Origin of the sequence: Pseudomonas kitaguniensis (genome assembly GCF_049199985.1) — a bacterium.
In the GTDB taxonomy this organism is placed as follows: Bacteria; Pseudomonadota; Gammaproteobacteria; order Pseudomonadales; family Pseudomonadaceae; genus Aquipseudomonas; species Aquipseudomonas kitaguniensis.
Genome location: NZ_JBLZPT010000015.1, coordinates 27,942 through 45,194 on the forward strand (window position 1 = coordinate 27,942; position 17,253 = coordinate 45,194).

At 60.6% G+C, this 17,253-nt stretch carries 16 protein-coding genes; 8 read left to right on the forward strand and 8 right to left on the reverse strand.

Annotated elements, in window-relative coordinates:
• Positions 1-176: 176 nt before the first annotated feature.
• Positions 177-1,523, forward strand: coding sequence for a sigma-54-dependent response regulator transcription factor AlgB (gene algB / locus ACOZK9_RS18360; protein WP_058413909.1), 1,347 nt, complete (start codon positions 177-179; stop codon positions 1,521-1,523).
• 10 nt (positions 1,524-1,533) lie between these two features.
• Positions 1,534-3,321, forward strand: coding sequence for a KinB sensor domain-containing domain (locus ACOZK9_RS18365; protein WP_421556303.1), 1,788 nt, complete (start codon positions 1,534-1,536; stop codon positions 3,319-3,321).
• Between the two features lie 3 nt (positions 3,322-3,324).
• Here the strand turns inward: ACOZK9_RS18365 and ACOZK9_RS18370 are convergent, their stop codons facing one another.
• The 6 genes from ACOZK9_RS18370 to ACOZK9_RS18395 all read right to left on the reverse strand — a co-directional run bounded on the left by ACOZK9_RS18370 (position 3,325) and on the right by ACOZK9_RS18395 (position 8,900).
• Entirely contained in the window at positions 3,325-4,101 is a 777-nt protein-coding gene (locus ACOZK9_RS18370) for an N-acetylmuramoyl-L-alanine amidase (protein ID WP_152746011.1), read from the reverse strand.
• Between the two features lie 88 nt (positions 4,102-4,189).
• Positions 4,190-6,268: a GGDEF domain-containing protein gene (locus ACOZK9_RS18375; RefSeq protein WP_421556304.1), complete on the reverse strand. Its 2,079-nt coding sequence runs from the start codon at positions 6,266-6,268 to the stop codon at positions 4,190-4,192.
• A complete protein-coding gene (locus ACOZK9_RS18380; protein WP_152750419.1) occupies positions 6,265-7,143 on the reverse strand; it encodes an endonuclease/exonuclease/phosphatase family protein in 879 nt (292 codons plus the stop codon). The genes ACOZK9_RS18375 and ACOZK9_RS18380 overlap by 4 nt, the downstream gene beginning before the upstream one ends.
• 11 nt (positions 7,144-7,154) lie before the next feature.
• Positions 7,155-7,790, reverse strand: a complete 636-nt coding sequence (gene dsbA, locus ACOZK9_RS18385) for a thiol:disulfide interchange protein DsbA (protein WP_058413904.1) — start codon at positions 7,788-7,790, stop codon at positions 7,155-7,157.
• Positions 7,791-7,958: 168 nt separating this feature from the next.
• Positions 7,959-8,564 carry a c-type cytochrome gene (locus tag ACOZK9_RS18390; protein ID WP_058413903.1) on the reverse strand — a complete coding sequence of 202 codons (606 nt, stop codon included), beginning with the start codon at positions 8,562-8,564 and terminating at the stop codon, positions 7,959-7,961.
• Positions 8,565-8,597: 33 nt separating this feature from the next.
• Positions 8,598-8,900: a c-type cytochrome gene (locus ACOZK9_RS18395; RefSeq protein ID WP_122250190.1), complete on the reverse strand. Its 303-nt coding sequence runs from the start codon at positions 8,898-8,900 to the stop codon at positions 8,598-8,600.
• A 192-nt stretch (positions 8,901-9,092) separates the two neighbouring features.
• Here ACOZK9_RS18395 and yihA point away from each other — a divergent pair, with 192 nt between their 5' ends.
• Complete coding sequence (gene yihA, locus ACOZK9_RS18400) at positions 9,093-9,734, forward strand: ribosome biogenesis GTP-binding protein YihA/YsxC (RefSeq protein ID WP_048721487.1); 642 nt, start codon at positions 9,093-9,095, stop codon at positions 9,732-9,734.
• A 268-nt stretch (positions 9,735-10,002) separates the two neighbouring features.
• On the opposite strand, the gene polA is transcribed toward yihA, so the two are convergent.
• Positions 10,003-12,789, reverse strand: a complete 2,787-nt coding sequence (gene polA / locus ACOZK9_RS18405; protein WP_421556305.1) for a DNA polymerase I — start codon at positions 12,787-12,789, stop codon at positions 10,003-10,005.
• 74 nt (positions 12,790-12,863) lie between these two features.
• On the opposite strand from polA, the gene ACOZK9_RS18410 reads away from it, so the two are divergent.
• Together ACOZK9_RS18410 and ACOZK9_RS18415 are read left to right on the forward strand one after the other, a co-directional pair.
• On the forward strand, positions 12,864-13,154 hold the full coding sequence (locus ACOZK9_RS18410) for a DUF2782 domain-containing protein (RefSeq protein ID WP_058413900.1): 291 nt from the start codon (positions 12,864-12,866) through the stop codon (positions 13,152-13,154).
• Positions 13,155-13,210: 56 nt separating this feature from the next.
• Positions 13,211-14,164: a homoserine kinase gene (locus tag ACOZK9_RS18415; RefSeq protein ID WP_421556306.1), complete on the forward strand. Its 954-nt coding sequence runs from the start codon at positions 13,211-13,213 to the stop codon at positions 14,162-14,164.
• 49 nt (positions 14,165-14,213) lie between these two features.
• On the opposite strand, the gene ACOZK9_RS18420 is transcribed toward ACOZK9_RS18415, so the two are convergent.
• A complete protein-coding gene (locus ACOZK9_RS18420; RefSeq protein WP_058413898.1) occupies positions 14,214-15,143 on the reverse strand; it encodes a zinc ABC transporter substrate-binding protein in 930 nt (309 codons plus the stop codon).
• A 58-nt stretch (positions 15,144-15,201) separates the two neighbouring features.
• Here ACOZK9_RS18420 and zur point away from each other — a divergent pair, with 58 nt between their 5' ends.
• The 3 genes from zur to znuB are packed head-to-tail and all read left to right on the forward strand — an operon-like array spanning position 15,202 to position 17,250.
• Positions 15,202-15,684: a zinc uptake transcriptional repressor Zur gene (gene zur, locus ACOZK9_RS18425; RefSeq protein ID WP_058413897.1), complete on the forward strand. Its 483-nt coding sequence runs from the start codon at positions 15,202-15,204 to the stop codon at positions 15,682-15,684.
• Entirely contained in the window at positions 15,684-16,469 is a 786-nt protein-coding gene (gene znuC, locus ACOZK9_RS18430) for a zinc ABC transporter ATP-binding protein ZnuC (RefSeq protein ID WP_421556307.1), read from the forward strand. The genes zur and znuC overlap by 1 nt, the downstream gene beginning before the upstream one ends.
• Positions 16,462-17,250, forward strand: a complete 789-nt coding sequence (gene znuB / locus ACOZK9_RS18435; protein ID WP_122250187.1) for a zinc ABC transporter permease subunit ZnuB — start codon at positions 16,462-16,464, stop codon at positions 17,248-17,250. Before znuC ends, znuB begins: the two co-directional genes overlap by 8 nt.
• Positions 17,251-17,253 lie beyond the last annotated feature (3 nt).

The window sequence follows — 17,253 nt, forward strand, 5'->3', positions numbered from 1 at the left end:
CAAGGGAAAAGAACCGGCGAAAAACCGGTAAAACGCCTTAAAAAGGTGCGTTTGTAGGAGAGGGCGCAGATACCTGCGCGAAGAAGCCTTTTATCAATCAGAATAAACCATGCAACTTGCCCGATTATTCCGGGACTAAGCACCATCACTACTCACAGTTAAGGAGCGCGGGACACATGGAATCAGCCAAGGAACTTCAAGGCCGCATTCTTTTAGTGGATGACGAATCCGCGATCCTTCGCACCTTCCGTTATTGCCTGGAAGACGAGGGCTACACCGTAGCCACCGCCAACAGCGCCGCCCAAGCTGACGCATTGATGCAGCGCCAAGTGTTTGACCTGTGCTTCCTGGACTTACGCCTGGGCGAAGACAACGGCCTGGATGTACTGGCCCAAATGCGCATTCAGGCGCCGTGGATGCGCGTGGTGATCGTGACCGCGCATTCCGCCGTGGACACCGCAGTCGACGCGATCCAGGCGGGCGCTGCCGACTACTTGGTTAAACCTTGCAGCCCCGACCAATTGCGCCTGGCCACTGCCAAACAGTTGGAAGTGCGCCAGCTTTCGGCGCGGCTGGAAGCGCTGGAAGGCGCGGTGCGCCAATCCAAAGACGGCCTCGACTCCCACAGCCCGGCCATGATGGTGGTGTTGGAAACCGCACGCCAAGTCGCCGGCACCGACGCCAACATCTTGATTCTTGGCGAGTCCGGTACAGGTAAAGGTGAACTGGCGCGGGCGATTCACGGGTGGAGCAAACGCTCGAAAAAATCCTGCGTGACCATCAACTGCCCGTCGCTGACGGCAGAGCTGATGGAAAGTGAGTTGTTCGGCCACAGCCGCGGCGCTTTCACCGGGGCCAGCGAAAGCACCTTGGGCCGAGTCAACCAGGCGGATGGCGGTACGCTGTTTCTCGACGAGATCGGCGACTTCCCCCTCACGTTGCAACCCAAGTTGCTGCGTTTCATCCAAGACAAAGAATACGAGCGCGTCGGCGACCCGGTGACTCGGCGTGCCGATGTGCGCATTCTGGCGGCGACCAACCTGAACCTGGAAGACATGGTGCGCGAAGGCCGCTTCCGGGAGGACTTGCTGTACCGTCTCAACGTTATTACTTTGCACTTGCCGCCTTTGCGCGAGCGCAGTGAGGACATCCTGACCCTGGCGGACCGGTTCCTGGCGCGTTTCGTCAAGGAATACGCCCGACCCGCTCGCGGTTTCAGCGATGACGCACGTGAAGCCCTGCTCAATTATCGATGGCCGGGCAATATTCGTGAGCTGCGCAACGTGGTTGAGCGCGCCAGCATTATCTGCCCACAGGAAAAAGTCGAAATCAGCCACCTCGGGATGGCCGAGCAACCGACCAACAACGCCCCACGTATCGGTGCAGCGCTGAGCCTGGACGAGCTGGAGAAAGCCCATATCGGCGCCGTACTTGCCACCAGCGACACCCTGGACCAAGCGGCCCGGACCCTCGGCATCGACGCGTCGACCCTGTACCGCAAACGCAAACAGTACAATTTGTGAGCTGTACCCTATGAAGCTAGCGATGAAACTGCGCACTCGGTTGTTCTTGAGTATCTCAGCGCTGATCACCGTCGCCCTGCTGGGCCTGATTCTCGGCCTCGTCAGCGTTATGCAAATGGCGAAAAGCCAGGAGTCGCTGATCCGCAGCAACTTTATCACCCTGGACTTGGGCCTGAAGTTGCGCCAGACCCTCGGGGACCAGTTGATCCTGATGCTGGAGGAAAAACCCGACCCCAAGGCGCTGCAAAGCTCGAAACAGGAATACTTCGCCTTGCTCGATGAAGGCGTCGCGCATGAACAGCAAGACGGCAGAATCAATGGGTTCAGCCAGGCTCGCGTCGATTACCTGAATTTTCTCAAGGCATTCGACGAAGCCCAACAAAGCTCCATGGCGGCCAATAAAAACCAAAAGCTGACCCAAAGCTTCAATGCATTGCGCAATGGCCTGATCGCCGAACACAAACGCGCCCTGGAAAACATCAACACCAGCGAACACAAATCCCGTGACCGTGCGCTGTTGATTGCCGGCCTGCTGGGGCTGGTTGGTTTGGCGGTATTGCTGATCGGTTTTGTCACCGCACACGGCATCGCTCGGCGTTTTGGTGCGCCGATAGAAGCCTTGGCCAAAGCGGCAGACAAGATCGGGCAGGGCGATTTTGAAGTGACCCTGCCGATCTCATCGGCAGCGGAAATGAATCAGCTGACCCGCCGCTTCGGCATGATGGCCGAAGCGTTGCGCCAGCATCAGGCAACCAACGTCGATGAGTTACTGGCGGGCCAGCAGCGCCTGCAAGCGGTACTCGACAGCATCGACGATGGCCTGTTGATGATCGATCGCCAAGGCCGCCTGGAACACCTTAACCCGGTAGCACAGCGCCAGTTAGGCTGGGACGAGGCACGTTTGGGCCAGGGTTTGGGTGAAGCCCTCGGTCGCCCGGAAATGGACGAACAACTGCAACTGGTGCTGCGCGGCGGCAATCTTGAGCTCGCACCGGAAGACCTGGAAGTGGAAGTCGAAGGCGAATTGCGCCTGCTGACCTACAGCCTGACGCCGGTGAGCCATACGCAAGGGCATATCCTCGGTGCAGTAATGGTGCTGCATGACGTTACCGAGCAGCGCGCGTTCGAACGGGTGCGCAGCGAATTCGTGTTGCGCGCCTCACACGAGTTGCGCACGCCCGTGACCGGCATGCACATGGCCTTCGGCTTGTTCCGCGAGCGGGCCAAATTCCCCGCAGACTCTCGTGAAGCAGACCTGCTGGATACGGTTAATGAAGAAATGCAGCGTCTGATGCAACTGATCAACGACCTGTTGAACTTTTCACGCTACCAGAATGGCCTGCAAAAACTCACGCTCGGCCCCTGTGATGTCGCCGACTTGCTGGCGCATGCACGTGCCCGATTTGTGGAGCCGGCGAATGCGCAGAGCGTCGAGCTGCTGGTGGAGGCCCAATCTGACTTGCCGAGCCTGCATGCCGATCAAGCTCAACTCGAGCGCGTGCTCGACAACCTGCTGGGCAACGCTTTGCGACATACCGCTGAGGGCGGGCACATCCGCCTGCAGGCGCGCCGGCATGGCGAGCGCGTGATTATCAGCGTTGAGGACAATGGCGAAGGTATTGCCTACGGGCAGCAAGGGCGGATCTTTGAACCCTTTGTGCAAGTGGGCCGCAAAAAAGGCGGCGCCGGCCTGGGCCTGGCGCTGTGCAAAGAGATTGTGCAATTGCATGGCGGCCGCATGGGCGTGTATTCGCGGCCGGGGCAAGGTACGCAGTTCTACATGGCGTTGCCGTTGTAAGTATCAGCGGCGGTTTAACGCGCTCAGTATCGCGGCACTCTCCGCATCCGGCGTGCCATCAAACAGTGATGGGCGAAAGTGCATCTGGAACGCTGCGATTACGTGCCGCGTGGCGACATCCAGCTCACCGGTCTGCGGTGTCTGGTAGCCCAGGCGTGCCAACTCTTCCTGGAACCAGGTGACGCTCGGCAGCACAACGCTGTACTGCGCCCGCAATTGAGCGACGGCCTGCGCGTCAGGCCAAACGCCTAAACCTTCAGCGGCCAAACGCTTCCACGGGAACAACGGGCCAGGGTCGAGCTTGCGCAGCGGCGCGATGTCGCTATGGCCGATGATGTTCTTGGGTTCGATACCATTGCGCTTGATGATGTCCTTGAGCAACACCACCAATGACTGTACCTGCGCCTCGGAATACGGATACCAGACACGGCCCGTCGGCGTGTCGCTGTACCCTGGGTTGACGATTTCGATGCCAATGGAACTGGAGTTGAGCCAAGTGCGCCCCATCCATTCGCTTTCCCCTGCGTGCCAGGCGCGCTGGCTCTCATCCACCAGCTTGTAAATGGTGCCTGAGCCGTCGTCGCCGATCAGGTAATGGCTGCTGACCTGACCGTGGGTCAACAGTGCGAGCGAGCGCTCAAGATTGGTCGAGGTGTAATGCACCACAACAAACTGCACGCGGTTGTCGTGGTTCACTGAAGGGTGGCGGGTGTCCAGGCGCGGGCCGCTGGCGCAGCCGGCGAGCAGGACGAATACGAAGGCGAGGTACAAGGATTTCATGGCGGAAGACATTACGCTGAAGACGATAATGCAACAGTGTAACGTACCGATTGAGGCGCGGCGTTCAAATTACAAAATAGAACATTTTTTACGCCGCGTGCACTTGGTTACGCCCCGCCGCCTTGGCGCGATACAACGCCTCATCGGCGCGCTTGAGCGCCAAGTCACTGCGCTCACCCGGCTGAAACTGCGCCACCCCCATGCACACTGTGATGGTTACCCGCTCGCCCTTGAAGTGAAACGGGCACGCCTCGATGGCCGAGCGCAGCACTTCACCCACGTCCAGGGCATCCGCCAACGCTGAGTCAGGCATCAGCAACACAAACTCTTCACCGCCGAAACGCGCGATAAAGTCGGTAGTGCGCAGACGCTCGCGCAGCACATTGGCGATGATCTTGAGTACCTTGTCGCCCGCCAGGTGGCCATAGTTATCGTTAATACGCTTGAAGTGGTCGAGGTCCAGCATCGCCAACGACAGGTTACTGCCACGCTGATGCCAGCTGTTGACCTCATGGTCGAGACGCTCGCTCCAGGCCGCACGGTTAGGCAACCCGGTGAGCGGATCGATCAAAGCCTTCTGGCGCTGTACTTCCAAATGCTCGCGATAGCCCTGAGCTTCCTGCTCCATGCTCGACACCCGCTCGGCCAGGCTTTTCAAGCGCGCCGCCACTTCTTGCTCGCGCTGGTCACGCTGCTGCTGGTGTTGGTCCATGGTGCCAAGCAGGCCTTCAAGGTGGCTTTCCAACACCTGCTTGAGGCTGCCCAGGTCAGCCGCTTCCTGCACACTGCTTTGCAGGCCATCGACCTGTTCACGAATTTGCGTGTCCAGCTCACGCGCTGCCGAGCGGCTGTCGGCGTGGCCGTCGCTGGCCACCTGCAAATGGCCCTGGAATGCCTCAAGGCGCTCATTGAGCTGCTTGAGATAGGCCTCGAACTCATGCTGGCCGCTGTCGGTAATCGCCAGCATCAGCACCGCCAGGTCATCAAGAATCGGCAGCAATTCGTACCAGTTCAAGCCATTGGCCAGGCGCTCGCGCATTGATTCTGCCTGGGGCAGATGGTGCTCGGGCAGCGACAAATCTTCCAGCAGCCCAAGCAACGTACTCTCGATGTGCTTGGCGACCGAGCTATAGGACGGTTCTGGCGAGTCGGGCAACGCGTAGAGGCCATCCGACTGTTGCTGATCAAGGTCAAGCTCAGGGTCTTCGAGTACGGGCGGCAGTGACAGGCTGCCGATGGCGGTTTGATCCGGCGTCGCAACCTGAGCTTCTGGCGTTTCGATAAAGGCGGCGAGGGCGCTTTCGGGAGCGTCTTCCTCAACCGCTGGCTCAAGCGTCTTGGGCTCGGCGGCTTCAACAGGCGTGGTGATGGGCTGGGCTGAAGCCGGCGCCTCGAAGACAAACGACTCGCCGGCGACTTCTGCCGCGCTGGCTGGCGCAACAGGCGCAACAGGCTCGGGCGGCGCGGCGGCCGGTGTCGGCGGCACGGGCGCGAAGGCACGCAAGGCGTTTGTCAGTTCTTCAGATTGCGCGGGCTGTTCAGGCTCAGGTGCCGGCTGGGGCGCCGCGGACTTCGGCGCCGCTGGCTCAGGCACAGGCTGCGGCGTGGCTTCGAGCACCTGCGTGTCGCTTGGGACATCCTTTGAACCAAAAAGACGCTGCAGCAAACCCGGGCCGGAGCGCGCGGTTTCGCCCTCCGGCTCCAGGTTATTCAACGCCTGCTCCTGCAAGCTGCTCAGCTCACTGAGCAGCAGCGGGATTTCCCGCGCCTGACCGACTCGGCCATCGAGCTGCTTGGCAAAGGCCTTCAGCGGGCGGGCCACTTCACGCGGCAGTGGCAACTTCTGCAACTGCGCGACCAAGGCGGTGAGGGCGGTGCTGGTCTGGTCAACCCGGGTTTCGCGGCGCTGCTCCGAGTCGAGCACGGCTTTTTCCAGGCGTGGCAGCAGCGCGGCGAGGGCGGCGTCCATGTCGTCTGTGCGCACCACGTCGCGCATTTCCTTCATGCACTGGTCAACGGCGCGGTCGGTCCCTTCCGCGGCGAGCGTGCTGCGCACCAACCCTCGGCGCAGCAGGTCGAGGCGGGCAGCCCAGCGGCGCTCGAGCTTGTCTTGCTGCTCAACGCTTTTCAGGTATTTCTCTTTCCAGCGCTGGGCGTCGTCGCTCATGCAAGGGGTCCGCGAGGGCTTGGGCTCAACGCGGGTAATGCATCAGCCGTAAGCGAACCCGGCAGACGAATCTCTACCGCGACCGGCAGGTGATCGGAAATGGGCTGCGCCAGCACTTGCACGCTTTCAAGCGTGAGGGTGGGGCTGAGCAGGATATGGTCCAGACAGCGCTGCGGGCGCCAGCTGGGAAAAGTGGCTTCGACTTGTGGCGCGAGTAAACCGAGGTCGCGCAACGGGGAATTCTGCAACAGGTCGTTGGCGTGGGTGTTCATGTCACCCATCAACACCTGATGTTTATAGTTGCCAATCAATTCACGCACGTAGGCAAGCTGCAGGTTGCGCGTCTTACCCCCGAGCGCCAGGTGCATCATGACGACCACCAAGGCTTCCGGGCCTTCGCCGAAACGCACGAGAATAGCCCCGCGCCCCTTGGGGCCGGGTAACGGGTGATCTTCGATGGCGGTCGGCTTCAAGCGGCTGAGCACACCATTGCTGTGCTGCGCCAGGCGCCCGAGGTTGCGATTGAGTTGCTGATACCAGTACGGAAACGCTCCGAGGTGCGCCAGGTGTTCCACCTGGTTGACGTAACCGGAGCGCATGCTGCCGCCGTCGGCTTCCTGCAAGGCGACCAGGTCGAAGTCGTTCAGCAGGTTGCCGATTTTCTGCAGGTTACCGGCCCGCCCGTTATGAGGCAGCAAGTGCTGCCAGCCACGGGTGAGGTAGTGCCGGTACTTCTCGGTACTGATACCTACCTGGATATTGAAGCTGAGCAGGCGCAAACGGCTGTCTGCCGGCAGGCCTGTGGATTCCAGATGATGTTCATTGACCTGCGGGTCATGCAGGCCAACAACGCGTTCAGTACCCCAGCGGCGCATGGCGAGCCCCCTTACTTGGCTGCGCGCTCTTTGGCGATCAGTTGGTCGGCTACATTGAGGGTGGCTTCAGGACCACCGGTGGTGCCCAGGTCGAAACGGTATTTACCGTTGACGATCAGGGTCGGTACGCCTTGCACGCCATACTTCTGGGCGAGTTCCTTGGCCTGTTTGATCTGGCCCTGAATAGCGAAGGAATTGAAGGTGGCCAGGAACTTGTCCTTATCCACGCCTTGAGTGGCAACGAAGTCAGCCATCTCGTCAGGTTTGGTCAGGCGCTTGCCTTGCTTCTGGATGGCTTCAAATACAGCGTTGTGCACCTTGTGCTCCACACCCATGGCTTCCAGGGTCAGGAACAACTGGCCGTGGGCATCCCATGGGCCGCCGAACATGGCCGGGATGCGCCTGAAGTTGACGTCCGCAGGCAGTTTTTCAACCCATGGATTGATCGTTGGCTCAAACGCGTAGCAATGCGGGCAGCCGTACCAGAACAGCTCTACCACTTCGATCTTGCCGGGCACCGAAACCGGAACCGGGTTGGCCAATTCGACGTAAGTTTTACCGGCTTCAAGCGGCACATCGGCAGCTTGCGCGGTCATGCCGAAGAGGCTGGCAGTGACGAGAGCGGCGCTGAGAATCAGATTACGCATGCTTTACTCCTGGACAAATAAATTCGCCTCGCGGGACCTTTGTTGTGACAGGTCTACGCGGGCATCAGTTCGTTAGTGTAACGGCACCGGCCACAAAAAAGGGCAGCCCAAGCCACCCTTTTTATGCTTGCATCGATGGATTAATCGAGCGTTAACGTGCTGTTGCGATCAGTGCAGGCCCTGGATGTACTGGGAAACCGCTTCGATGTCCTTGTTGCTTAACTTGCCGGCGATGCTTTGCATGATTTTGGCGTCGCCATCATTGGTTCGATTGCCTTCACGAAAGTCCGTCAGCTGCTTGGCGGTATACTGCGCATGTTGCCCGCTCAAGTGCGGAAAACCCGCAGCGGCAAGGCCTGCGCCGTTGGGCGAGTGGCAACCGATGCACGCGGGCATACCTTTTTCGAGGTTGCCGCCACGGAACAGTTCTTCACCGCGAGCCACTTGTTTCGGGTCGGCAGCGCCCACGCTGCCCGCCTGGCTTGCAAAGTAGGCGGCAATATCCGCCACGTCCTGATCGCTGAGGTTGGTCAGCAAGCCGGTCATTTCCAGCACCGTGCGCTTGCCGTCCTTGATGTCGTGCATCTGCTTGGTCAGGTAACGCTCACCCTGGCCCGCCAGTTTGGGGAAGTTCGGTACCGGGCTGTTGCCATCCGGCCCATGGCAAGCGCCACACACGGCGGCTTTCGCCTGGCCTGCGGTGGCGTCGCCTGCAGCATGGGCAACACCTGCCATGCCCACGGTCAAGAGCAGACTCACGATCAGTTTGTTCATCAGCTAATCCAACTACGGCTAAGGGTTTAAGAGTCATCTACCGGGTTTACTCACCATCAACTGAATGACGGCCTGGTAATCCTCAGTACTGCAGTCCATGCACAAGCCACGCGTCGGCATTGCCTTGAAACCCTCAGTCACGTGTTGCACCAGCGTGTCCATGCCCTGCGCCAGTCTGGGCGCCCAAGCTGCCTGATCACCCCGTTTGGGCGCGCTGGGCAGTTGGCCGGCATGGCAAGCCACGCAAACTCGGTTGTACACCGCCTCCAGATCCTGTGTAGCCTGAGCGCCGTAAAGCGGAATCAGGACACCGACAGCGAGCAACCATCTGGTCATACATCGACCTTTTCAGGGTTTGAGAGCGTTTTGCGTTCTAATGCGCAATGAAGGTATTTCGCTCCCGTGAACTTCATCCTTCGCTGGGACAAAGCACACACAAAATCTGCGGCATTATATACTGGCGCTACTGAAACGGAAACGACACCGCTTGCCGCACCCTTTTTCGGCACCGCCCACATCGGAAATCTCATGCAACTCAAGAATCCCATCCTTGGCCTGTGCCAACAGTCCACGTTCATGCTCAGCGCCGCCAAAGTTGACCAATGCCCCGATGACGAAGGCTTTGAAGTGGCCTTTGCCGGTCGTTCCAACGCTGGCAAGTCCAGCGCGCTGAACACCCTGACCCACGCCAGCCTGGCGCGCACCTCAAAAACCCCGGGCCGTACGCAACTGCTCAACTTCTTCAAGCTGGACGATGATCGGCGCCTGGTCGACCTGCCGGGCTACGGCTACGCAAAAGTACCTATCCCGTTGAAGCTGCACTGGCAGCGTCACCTCGAGGCTTACCTGGGCGGCCGGGAAAGTTTGAAAGGTTTGATTCTGATGATGGACATCCGTCATCCAATGACCGACTTCGACTTGCTGATGCTCGACTGGGCGGTCGCCAGCGGCATGCCGATGCATATTTTACTGACCAAAGCCGACAAGCTGACCTACGGCGCGGCCAAGAACACGCTGCTTAAAGTACAGGCCGAGATCCGTAAAGGCTGGGGTGACACGATCACTATCCAGCTGTTCTCGGCGCCAAAACGCTTGGGCCTGGAAGACGCTTACACCGTGCTGGCCGGCTGGATGGAATTGGCCGACAAGGGCGCCGAAATCGCCGAATAGCGTTTCAGCGGGCAAAAAAAACCCCGGACTTCACATGGGGAGAGGAAGTTCGGGGTTCAAGTTCCGGACCGTTAGGGCGGGGTCCGGATATCTGCCAACACTTAACACAACATAGGAGCATTGAAGGGCTTCACCACCCATTCAGTACCTCTGAGTCGCATTTCACGGGTTAAGTTCCGGCAGGCTGAAAAACTATTTGAAACATCTGCCGGCGACGTCTGATTCAAAGCACTCCGCCGCCCCGCATGGGGGTGGCGGCGCCTCGAAATCAGTGCGCTTCGTCCCAGTTATCGCCCACGCCCACGTCCACCACCAATGGCACATCCAACTGCGCCGCGGCGCTCATGTGCTCGCGGATTTTCGCGCTGACCTCTGCGACCAGGTCTTCACGCACCTCAAGCACCAGTTCATCGTGCACTTGCAGAATGACTTTGGCATCCAGGCCAGACTCGGTCAGCCAGTTGTCCACCAACACCATGGCTTTCTTGATGATGTCGGCCGCCGTGCCTTGCATCGGCGCGTTAATCGCCGTGCGTTCTGCGGCGGCTCGCTCCTGAGGCTTGTTGGAATTGATGTCCGGCACATACAACCGGCGCCCGAAGAAGGTTTCTACGTAGCCCTGATCGGCCGCTTGGGCGCGCGTGCGCTCCATGTATTCACGAACGCCTGGGTAGCGCGCGAAGTACACGTCTATGTAGGCCTTGGCGGTTTTGGTATCCACGCCGATGTCTTTGCCGAGCTTTTGCGCCCCCATGCCGTAGATCAGGCCAAAGTTGATCGCCTTGGCGCTGCGGCGCTGATTGGGCGTGACCTCCGTCAGCTCAACCTTGAACACTTCGGCCGCCGTGGCGGTATGCACGTCCAATTCGTTGCGGAACGCATTCATCAGGCCCTCGTCCTTGGACAAGTGCGCCATGATCCGCAGTTCGATCTGCGAATAGTCCGCCGCCAGCAGTTTGTAACCCTTGGGCGCGACAAACGCTTGGCGAATCCGCCGACCTTCGGCGGTGCGCACCGGGATGTTCTGCAGGTTCGGATCACTGGAAGACAACCGCCCAGTCGCCGTTACCGCCTGATGATACGACGTATGAATGCGCCCGGTGCGCGGGTTGATCTGCTCCGGCAGGCGGTCGGTGTAAGTGCTTTTCAGCTTGCTCATGCTGCGGTACTGCATCAGCACCTTGGGCAACAGGAAGTCGTCTTCGGCCAACTTGGCCAACACTTCCTCAGCCGTTGAGGCCTGGCCCTTGCCGGTCTTTTTCAGCACCGGCAAGCCGAGTTTTTCGTAGAGAATCGCCCCAAGCTGCTTGGGCGAGCCCAGGTTGAACGCCTCACCGGCGATCTCGAATGCCTGGCGCTCCAGCTCGACCATCTTGTTACCCAGCTCGATACTCTGGATGCCCAACAGGTCTTTATCCACCAGCGCGCCCTGACGCTCGATCCGCGCCAGCACCGGCACCAGTGGTATTTCGATGTCGGTCAGCACACTGGCCAGCGCCGGTATGGCAGCAAGTTGCGCGTGCAACGCCTGGTGCAGGCGCAGCGTTACGTCTGCATCTTCGGCCGCGTACGGGCCAGCCTGCTCAAGCGGGATCTGATCGAACGTCAGCTGCTTGGCGCCTTTGCCGGCGATGTCCTGGAAGCTGACAGTGTCATAGTCCAGGTACTTCTTCGCCAGGCTGTCCATGTCGTGGCGGGTGGCGGTTGAATTCAGCACATAGGATTCAAGCATCGTGTCGAACGCAATGCCGCGCACGGTAATGCCCTGCGCCGGGTCGCCGCCAATCGCGCAGTTGGCCAGGATGTTCATGTCGAATTTGGCGTGCTGGCCAACCTTTAGCTTGCTCGGGTCTTCCAGCAAAGGCTTGAGCGCCAGCAACACGCTGTCGCGGTCGAGCTGCTGCGGCGCATCGAGGTAGGCATGCGTCAGCGGGATGTAGGCCGCTTCGTGCGGCTGTACGGCAAACGAAACGCCGACCAATTGCGCCTGCTGTGCGTCGATCCCGGTGGTTTCGGTGTCGAAAGCGAACAACTTCGCGCCGTTGAGCTTCTTCAACCAACTGTCGAACGTCGCCTGGTCGAGGATGGTGGTGTAGGCCGCTTCAACAGGTGCCGACTCAACAACCTCTTCGGCAGCAGGCGCGCGCTCGGTCGAAGCCTTGAGCTCGACGCGCTTGGTGTCGCGCTGAATCTCGTCGTACCAGCTCTTGAACTCCAGCAGCGTATACAGCTCCAGCAGTTTTTCGCGATCCGGCTCGATCAGGTGCAAATCGTCCAGGCCGACGTCCAGCGGCACATCGATCTTGATCGTCGCCAACTGATACGACAGAAACGCCATCTCTTTGTGCTCTGCCAGCTTGGCGGGCAGGGTCTTGGCCCCGCGAATCGGCAAGGTCGGCACAATATCCAACTGCTCATAAAGCTCTTTGAGGCCGCCGTTCACGCCGACCAACAAGCCGGAAGCGGTCTTCGGACCAATGCCCGGAACGCCTGGGATGTTGTCGGACGAATCGCCCATCAGCGCCAGGTAATCAATGATCTGCTCCGGGGCGACGCCAAATTTCTCCTTCACGCCCTCGATGTCCATCGCGCTACCGGTCATGGTGTTGACCAAGGTGATGTGACCGTCGACCAGTTGCGCCATGTCCTTGTCACCGGTAGAAATCACCACCGGTCGGTCGGCAGCCGCACTGCTGCGGGCCAGAGTGCCGATCACGTCATCGGCCTCTACGCCTTCAACGCACAACAGCGGGAAGCCGAGGGCGATTACGCTTTGGTGCAGCGGCTCGATTTGCAGGCGCATGTCATCGGGCATGCTTGGGCGGTTGGCCTTGTATTCGGCGTACATGTCATCGCGAAAGGTCCCGCCTTTGGCGTCGAACACCACCGCGAACGGGCTGTCCGGGTACTGCCTGCGCAGGCTTTTGAGCATGTTCAACACGCCCTTGACCGCACCGGTCGGCAGGCCTTTGGAGGTAGTCAGCGGTGGCAGCGCGTGAAAGGCGCGGTACAGATATGAAGAACCGTCCACCAGGACGAGGGGGGCTTGGCTCATGAGCAGGATCAACCTTTTCGGCGGGTCAGGCGCTAGAATAGCCGGACCATTGACGACAAAGGGACAAGGTTATCATGCGCACCGTAAATAGCCTGTTGTTGACCGGCTTGATTGCACTCTTGCCGTTGGCCGCCATGGCAGCCGACAGCGCGCCCACGGGCGACCCGGAAGTCACGATCCGCACCGAGGGCGACAGAACCATCCAGGAGTACCGCCAAAACGGTTTCCTGTACGCAATCAAAGTCACCGTAAAGGGTGCGCCGCCGTATTTTCTGGTGCGCGCGGACGGAACCGATGCAAACTTCATCCGTTCCGACCAGCCGGATATGCTGATTCCGTCATGGAAGATCTTCGAATGGAAATGATTTCTTAACTTCAATTGGCGCCGTGTACCGCGGCGCCCGTACTGGCAGTTTTAACCATGTCTGTGTTCACCCCGCTGGCTCGGCCCGAGCTGGAAACCTTTCTCGCCCCTTACGGGCTCGGCCGCCTGCTCGATTTCCAGGGGATTGCCGCCGGTAGCGAAAACACCAATTTCTTTATCAGCATGGAGCAGGGCGAGTTCGTGCTGACCCTGGTTGAGCGCGGCCCCGTAGCGGAAATGCCGTTCTTCATCGAGTTGCTCGACGTGCTCCACGAGGCTGATCTGCCGGTGCCTTACGCCCTGCGCACCACCGACGGCGTGGCGCTGCGCACGCTGGCGGGCAAACCCGCGCTGCTGCAACCGCGCCTGGCCGGCAAGCACATCAAGCACGCCAACGCGCAGCATTGCGCCCAAGTCGGCGACCTGCTCGGCCATCTGCACTTGGCCACCCAAGGCGACAAGATGCTGCAACGCAAGACCGACCGCGGGCTCGATTGGATGCTCGCTGAAGGTACGCAGCTGATTTCGCACCTGAACGACGCGCAACAGCGCCTGCTGCACGCTGCATTGACCGAGATCGAAGCCCACAAGGCCGACATCCTGGCCCTGCCACGCGCGAACGTTCACGGCGACCTGTTTCGCGACAACGCAATGTTCGAAGGCACCGACCTGACAGGCCTGATCGACTTCTACAACGCCTGCTCAGGCCCGATGCTGTACGACGTGGCAATCGCCCTGAATGACTGGTGTTCGGACGCCGATGGCGTGATCGATGGGCAACGCGCGCGGGCCTTGCTGGGCGCGTACGCAGGGCTGCGACCGTTTACAGCCAAGGAAGCGGAGCTGTGGCCGACCTTGCTGCGCGTAGCGTGCGTGCGGTTCTGGCTATCGCGCCTGATCGCTGCCGAGTCATTCGCCGGGCAGGATGTGTTGATTCATGACCCGGCGGAGTTTGAGCATCGCTTGGCGCAGCGTCAGCAGGTCACGATCCACCTGCCGTTTGCGCTCTAAAAAGGAGGGAGGGGCGGTGCGACGATTCGACTTGCTCCCTCCCACATAGTCAGAGCGACTCCAGGCACCCGGCCAAGTCATTCCCCAACTTCTCCAGCACCTGCTCGTAACCTTGCGCCGTGGCCTTGGTGTAACCGCCCAGCGCATCCAGTTCCGCCAATTTCACCGGCAAACCGGCGACCAGCGTCTCGGCCAGACGCGGGCGCAATGGCGGCTCACTGAACACGCAGGTCTTGCCGACTTCCTGCAACCGCGTACGCATTGCCGCCACGTGCTGGGCGCCTGGCTGTACTTCGGCGGCAACACTGAACACGCCGGTGTGCTTGAGCCCGTAAGCGTCTTCGAAGTAGTCAAACGCCTCGTGGAACACGAAGTAAGGCTTATCGCCGACTGTAGCAAGGCGCGCTTTCAAACGCGCATCCAACGCATCCAAACGCTCATCGAAGGCCTTCACGTTGCTGGCGTAACGCGCGGCATTGGCCGGGTCGGCAGTACTCAGGTCTGCCGCCATGCGCGCAGCGATCACGCGGGCATTTACCGTCGACAACCACAAATGCGCGTCCAGGCTGCCTGGGCGGTGATCGTGATCATGTTCGTCGGCATCATCGGCATGCGAGAGGCCATCGTCGGCGAAGCGGCGCAGCTTCATTCCGGCAAGGTCCTGCACGGCCACGGTCGGCAGACTACGCCCTTTGAGTACGCGCGGCAGGAAGGTCTCCATGTCCGGGCCGATCCAATACAGCAGGTCTACCGATTGCACGCGCCGTACGTCGGATGGGCGTAACGCATAGTTATGCGGCGAGGCGCCAGGTGGCAACAGCACCTCTGGAACCGCCACGCCGTCCTGCACAGCGGCGGCGATCAACTGCAACGGCTTGATGCTGGTCAGCACCTTGACCTCGGCCTGAGCGGCGCCTGCGATGAACAAACTGGTGACAAATACGACAAAAACGGGAAAAAGTCGGGACACGATGACCACTCAATGACGTAGGAACGGGTAACATAATAACGTCTCTATCAAATGTCTGTCGCCGCTCATGCCTAAAACACCGCTTGCCAGCCGTCCCCACGACCACTCCCACTGCGTGCACACCGCACTGTCAGAGGCCGACACCCTGTGTGCGCAGAAGGGCTTGCGCCTGACCGCGTTGCGTCGCCGGGTGCTGGAATTGGTGTGGCAGAGCCACAAGCCGCTGGGTGCCTACGACATTCTCGGCGTACTCAGCGAGCAGGACGGCCGCCGCGCCGCGCCGCCCACGGTGTACCGCGCGCTGGATTTTCTACTCGAAAACGGCCTGGTCCACCGCATCGCCTCGCTCAACGCGTTTGTCGGCTGTAACCACCCGGAGCACGCGCATCAGGGCCAGTTCCTGATTTGCCGCGAGTGCCATGCCGCCATCGAGCTTGAACAAAAAAGCATCAGCGACGCGATTATCAAGAGTTCTGCCGAGGTCGGTTTCAAGGTCGAAGGGCAAACGGTCGAAGTCGTCGGCCTGTGCTCGGGCTGCCAGGGGGCTTGATGAGCAACGCGTTAATCCGCCTGGAACAGGTTGGGGTCACGTTCGCCGGGCAAAACGTGCTGGATAACATCGCCCTGAGCGTGAAGCCTGGGCAGATCGTCACCCTGATCGGCCCGAATGGCGCCGGCAAAACCACCCTGGTGCGCGCCGTACTCGGTTTGCTCAAGCCCGACACCGGCACCGTGTGGCGCAAGCCCAAGCTGCGCGTCGGTTACATGCCGCAAAAACTCCACGTGGACCCGACCTTGCCGCTGTCGGTGCTGCGCTTCCTGCGCCTGGTGCCCGGTGTCGACCGCCCGCGCGCGCAGGCCGCGCTCAAGGAAGTCGGCGCCGAACAGGTAATCGACAGCCCGGTACAAAGCATCTCCGGCGGCGAAATGCAGCGCGTACTGCTGGCCCGCGCCCTGTTGCGCGAGCCCCAATTGCTGGTGCTTGATGAGCCGGTGCAAGGCGTCGATGTCGCGGGCCAGGCCGAGCTGTACAGCCTGATCACACGGCTGCGCGACCGGCATGGCTGCGGCGTGCTGATGGTTTCTCACGACCTGCACCTGGTGATGAGCACCACCGACCAAGTGGTCTGCCTGAACCGCCACGTGTGTTGCTCCGGCCACCCGGAACAGGTCAGCAGCGACCCGGCCTTCGTCGAGCTGTTCGGCAAGAACGCGCAAAGCCTGGCGATTTATCATCACCATCACGACCACGCCCACGACCTGCATGGCGCGGTGGTCGACGACCGCCAAACGCCGCCTACCCACACGCATGGAGCCGACTGCAAGCATGGCTGATTTTCTGTTCTACGCCCTGCTGGCAGGCTTGGCTTTGGCACTGGTGGCAGGCCCGTTGGGCTCGTTCGTGGTATGGCGGCGCATGGCCTATTTTGGCGACACGTTGTCGCACGCCGCGCTGCTCGGCGTGGCCATGGGCTTTTTGCTGGATGTGAGCCCGACCATCGCCGTCACCGTGGGCTGCCTGTTGCTGGCGGTGCTGCTGGTCACCCTGCAACAGCGCCAGCCGCTGGCCTCCGACACGCTGTTGGGGATTCTCGCGCCGAGCACCTTGTCCCTCGGGCTGGTGGTGCTGAGCTTCATGCATGAAGTGCGCATCGACCTGATGGCCTACCTGTTCGGCGATTTACTGGCGATCAGCCCCAGCGACCTTGCGTGGATTTTGGGCGGCAGCGCGGCAGTGCTGGTGTTGCTCGTGGCCCTGTGGCGCCCGCTGCTGGCGATCACCGTGCACGAAGAGCTGGCCACGGTGGAAGGGTTGCCCGTACCGGCGCTGCGCATGACGCTGATGCTGTTGATCGCCGTGGTGATTGCTGTCGCGATGAAGATTGTCGGCGTATTGTTGATCACGTCGCTGCTGATTATTCCCGCCGCCGCTGCCCAGCGCCACGCTCGCTCACCCGAGCAAATGGCGATTGGCGCGAGCTTTTTGGGGATGCTGGCAGTGTGCGGGGGCCTGGCGTTGTCTTGGTTCAAGGACACCCCGGCCGGGCCGTCGATTGTAGTGACGGCCGCCGCCTTGTTTTTGCTGAGTTTTGTCCTGCCCCGTCGTGGGGTGTAGACT

What these genes read in the sequence shown, in the direction of transcription:
- polA (WP_421556305.1), bottom strand. Translation starts at nt 12,789, where the DNA reads ATGAGCCAAGCCCCCCTCGTCCTGGTGGACGGTTCTTCATATCTGTAC.
- ACOZK9_RS18410 (WP_058413900.1), top strand. Translation starts at nt 12,864, where the DNA reads ATGCGCACCGTAAATAGCCTGTTGTTGACCGGCTTGATTGCACTCTTG.
- dsbA (WP_058413904.1), bottom strand. Translation starts at nt 7,790, where the DNA reads ATGCGTAATCTGATTCTCAGCGCCGCTCTCGTCACTGCCAGCCTCTTC.
- ACOZK9_RS18395 (WP_122250190.1), bottom strand. Translation starts at nt 8,900, where the DNA reads ATGACCAGATGGTTGCTCGCTGTCGGTGTCCTGATTCCGCTTTACGGC.
- ACOZK9_RS18415 (WP_421556306.1), top strand. Translation starts at nt 13,211, where the DNA reads ATGTCTGTGTTCACCCCGCTGGCTCGGCCCGAGCTGGAAACCTTTCTC.
- ACOZK9_RS18370 (WP_152746011.1), bottom strand. Translation starts at nt 4,101, where the DNA reads ATGAAATCCTTGTACCTCGCCTTCGTATTCGTCCTGCTCGCCGGCTGC.
- yihA (WP_048721487.1), top strand. Translation starts at nt 9,093, where the DNA reads ATGCAACTCAAGAATCCCATCCTTGGCCTGTGCCAACAGTCCACGTTC.
- znuB (WP_122250187.1), top strand. Translation starts at nt 16,462, where the DNA reads ATGGCTGATTTTCTGTTCTACGCCCTGCTGGCAGGCTTGGCTTTGGCA.
- ACOZK9_RS18365 (WP_421556303.1), top strand. Translation starts at nt 1,534, where the DNA reads ATGAAGCTAGCGATGAAACTGCGCACTCGGTTGTTCTTGAGTATCTCA.
- znuC (WP_421556307.1), top strand. Translation starts at nt 15,684, where the DNA reads ATGAGCAACGCGTTAATCCGCCTGGAACAGGTTGGGGTCACGTTCGCC.
- ACOZK9_RS18390 (WP_058413903.1), bottom strand. Translation starts at nt 8,564, where the DNA reads ATGAACAAACTGATCGTGAGTCTGCTCTTGACCGTGGGCATGGCAGGT.
- ACOZK9_RS18375 (WP_421556304.1), bottom strand. Translation starts at nt 6,268, where the DNA reads ATGAGCGACGACGCCCAGCGCTGGAAAGAGAAATACCTGAAAAGCGTT.
- zur (WP_058413897.1), top strand. Translation starts at nt 15,202, where the DNA reads ATGCCTAAAACACCGCTTGCCAGCCGTCCCCACGACCACTCCCACTGC.
- algB (WP_058413909.1), top strand. Translation starts at nt 177, where the DNA reads ATGGAATCAGCCAAGGAACTTCAAGGCCGCATTCTTTTAGTGGATGAC.
- ACOZK9_RS18380 (WP_152750419.1), bottom strand. Translation starts at nt 7,143, where the DNA reads ATGCGCCGCTGGGGTACTGAACGCGTTGTTGGCCTGCATGACCCGCAG.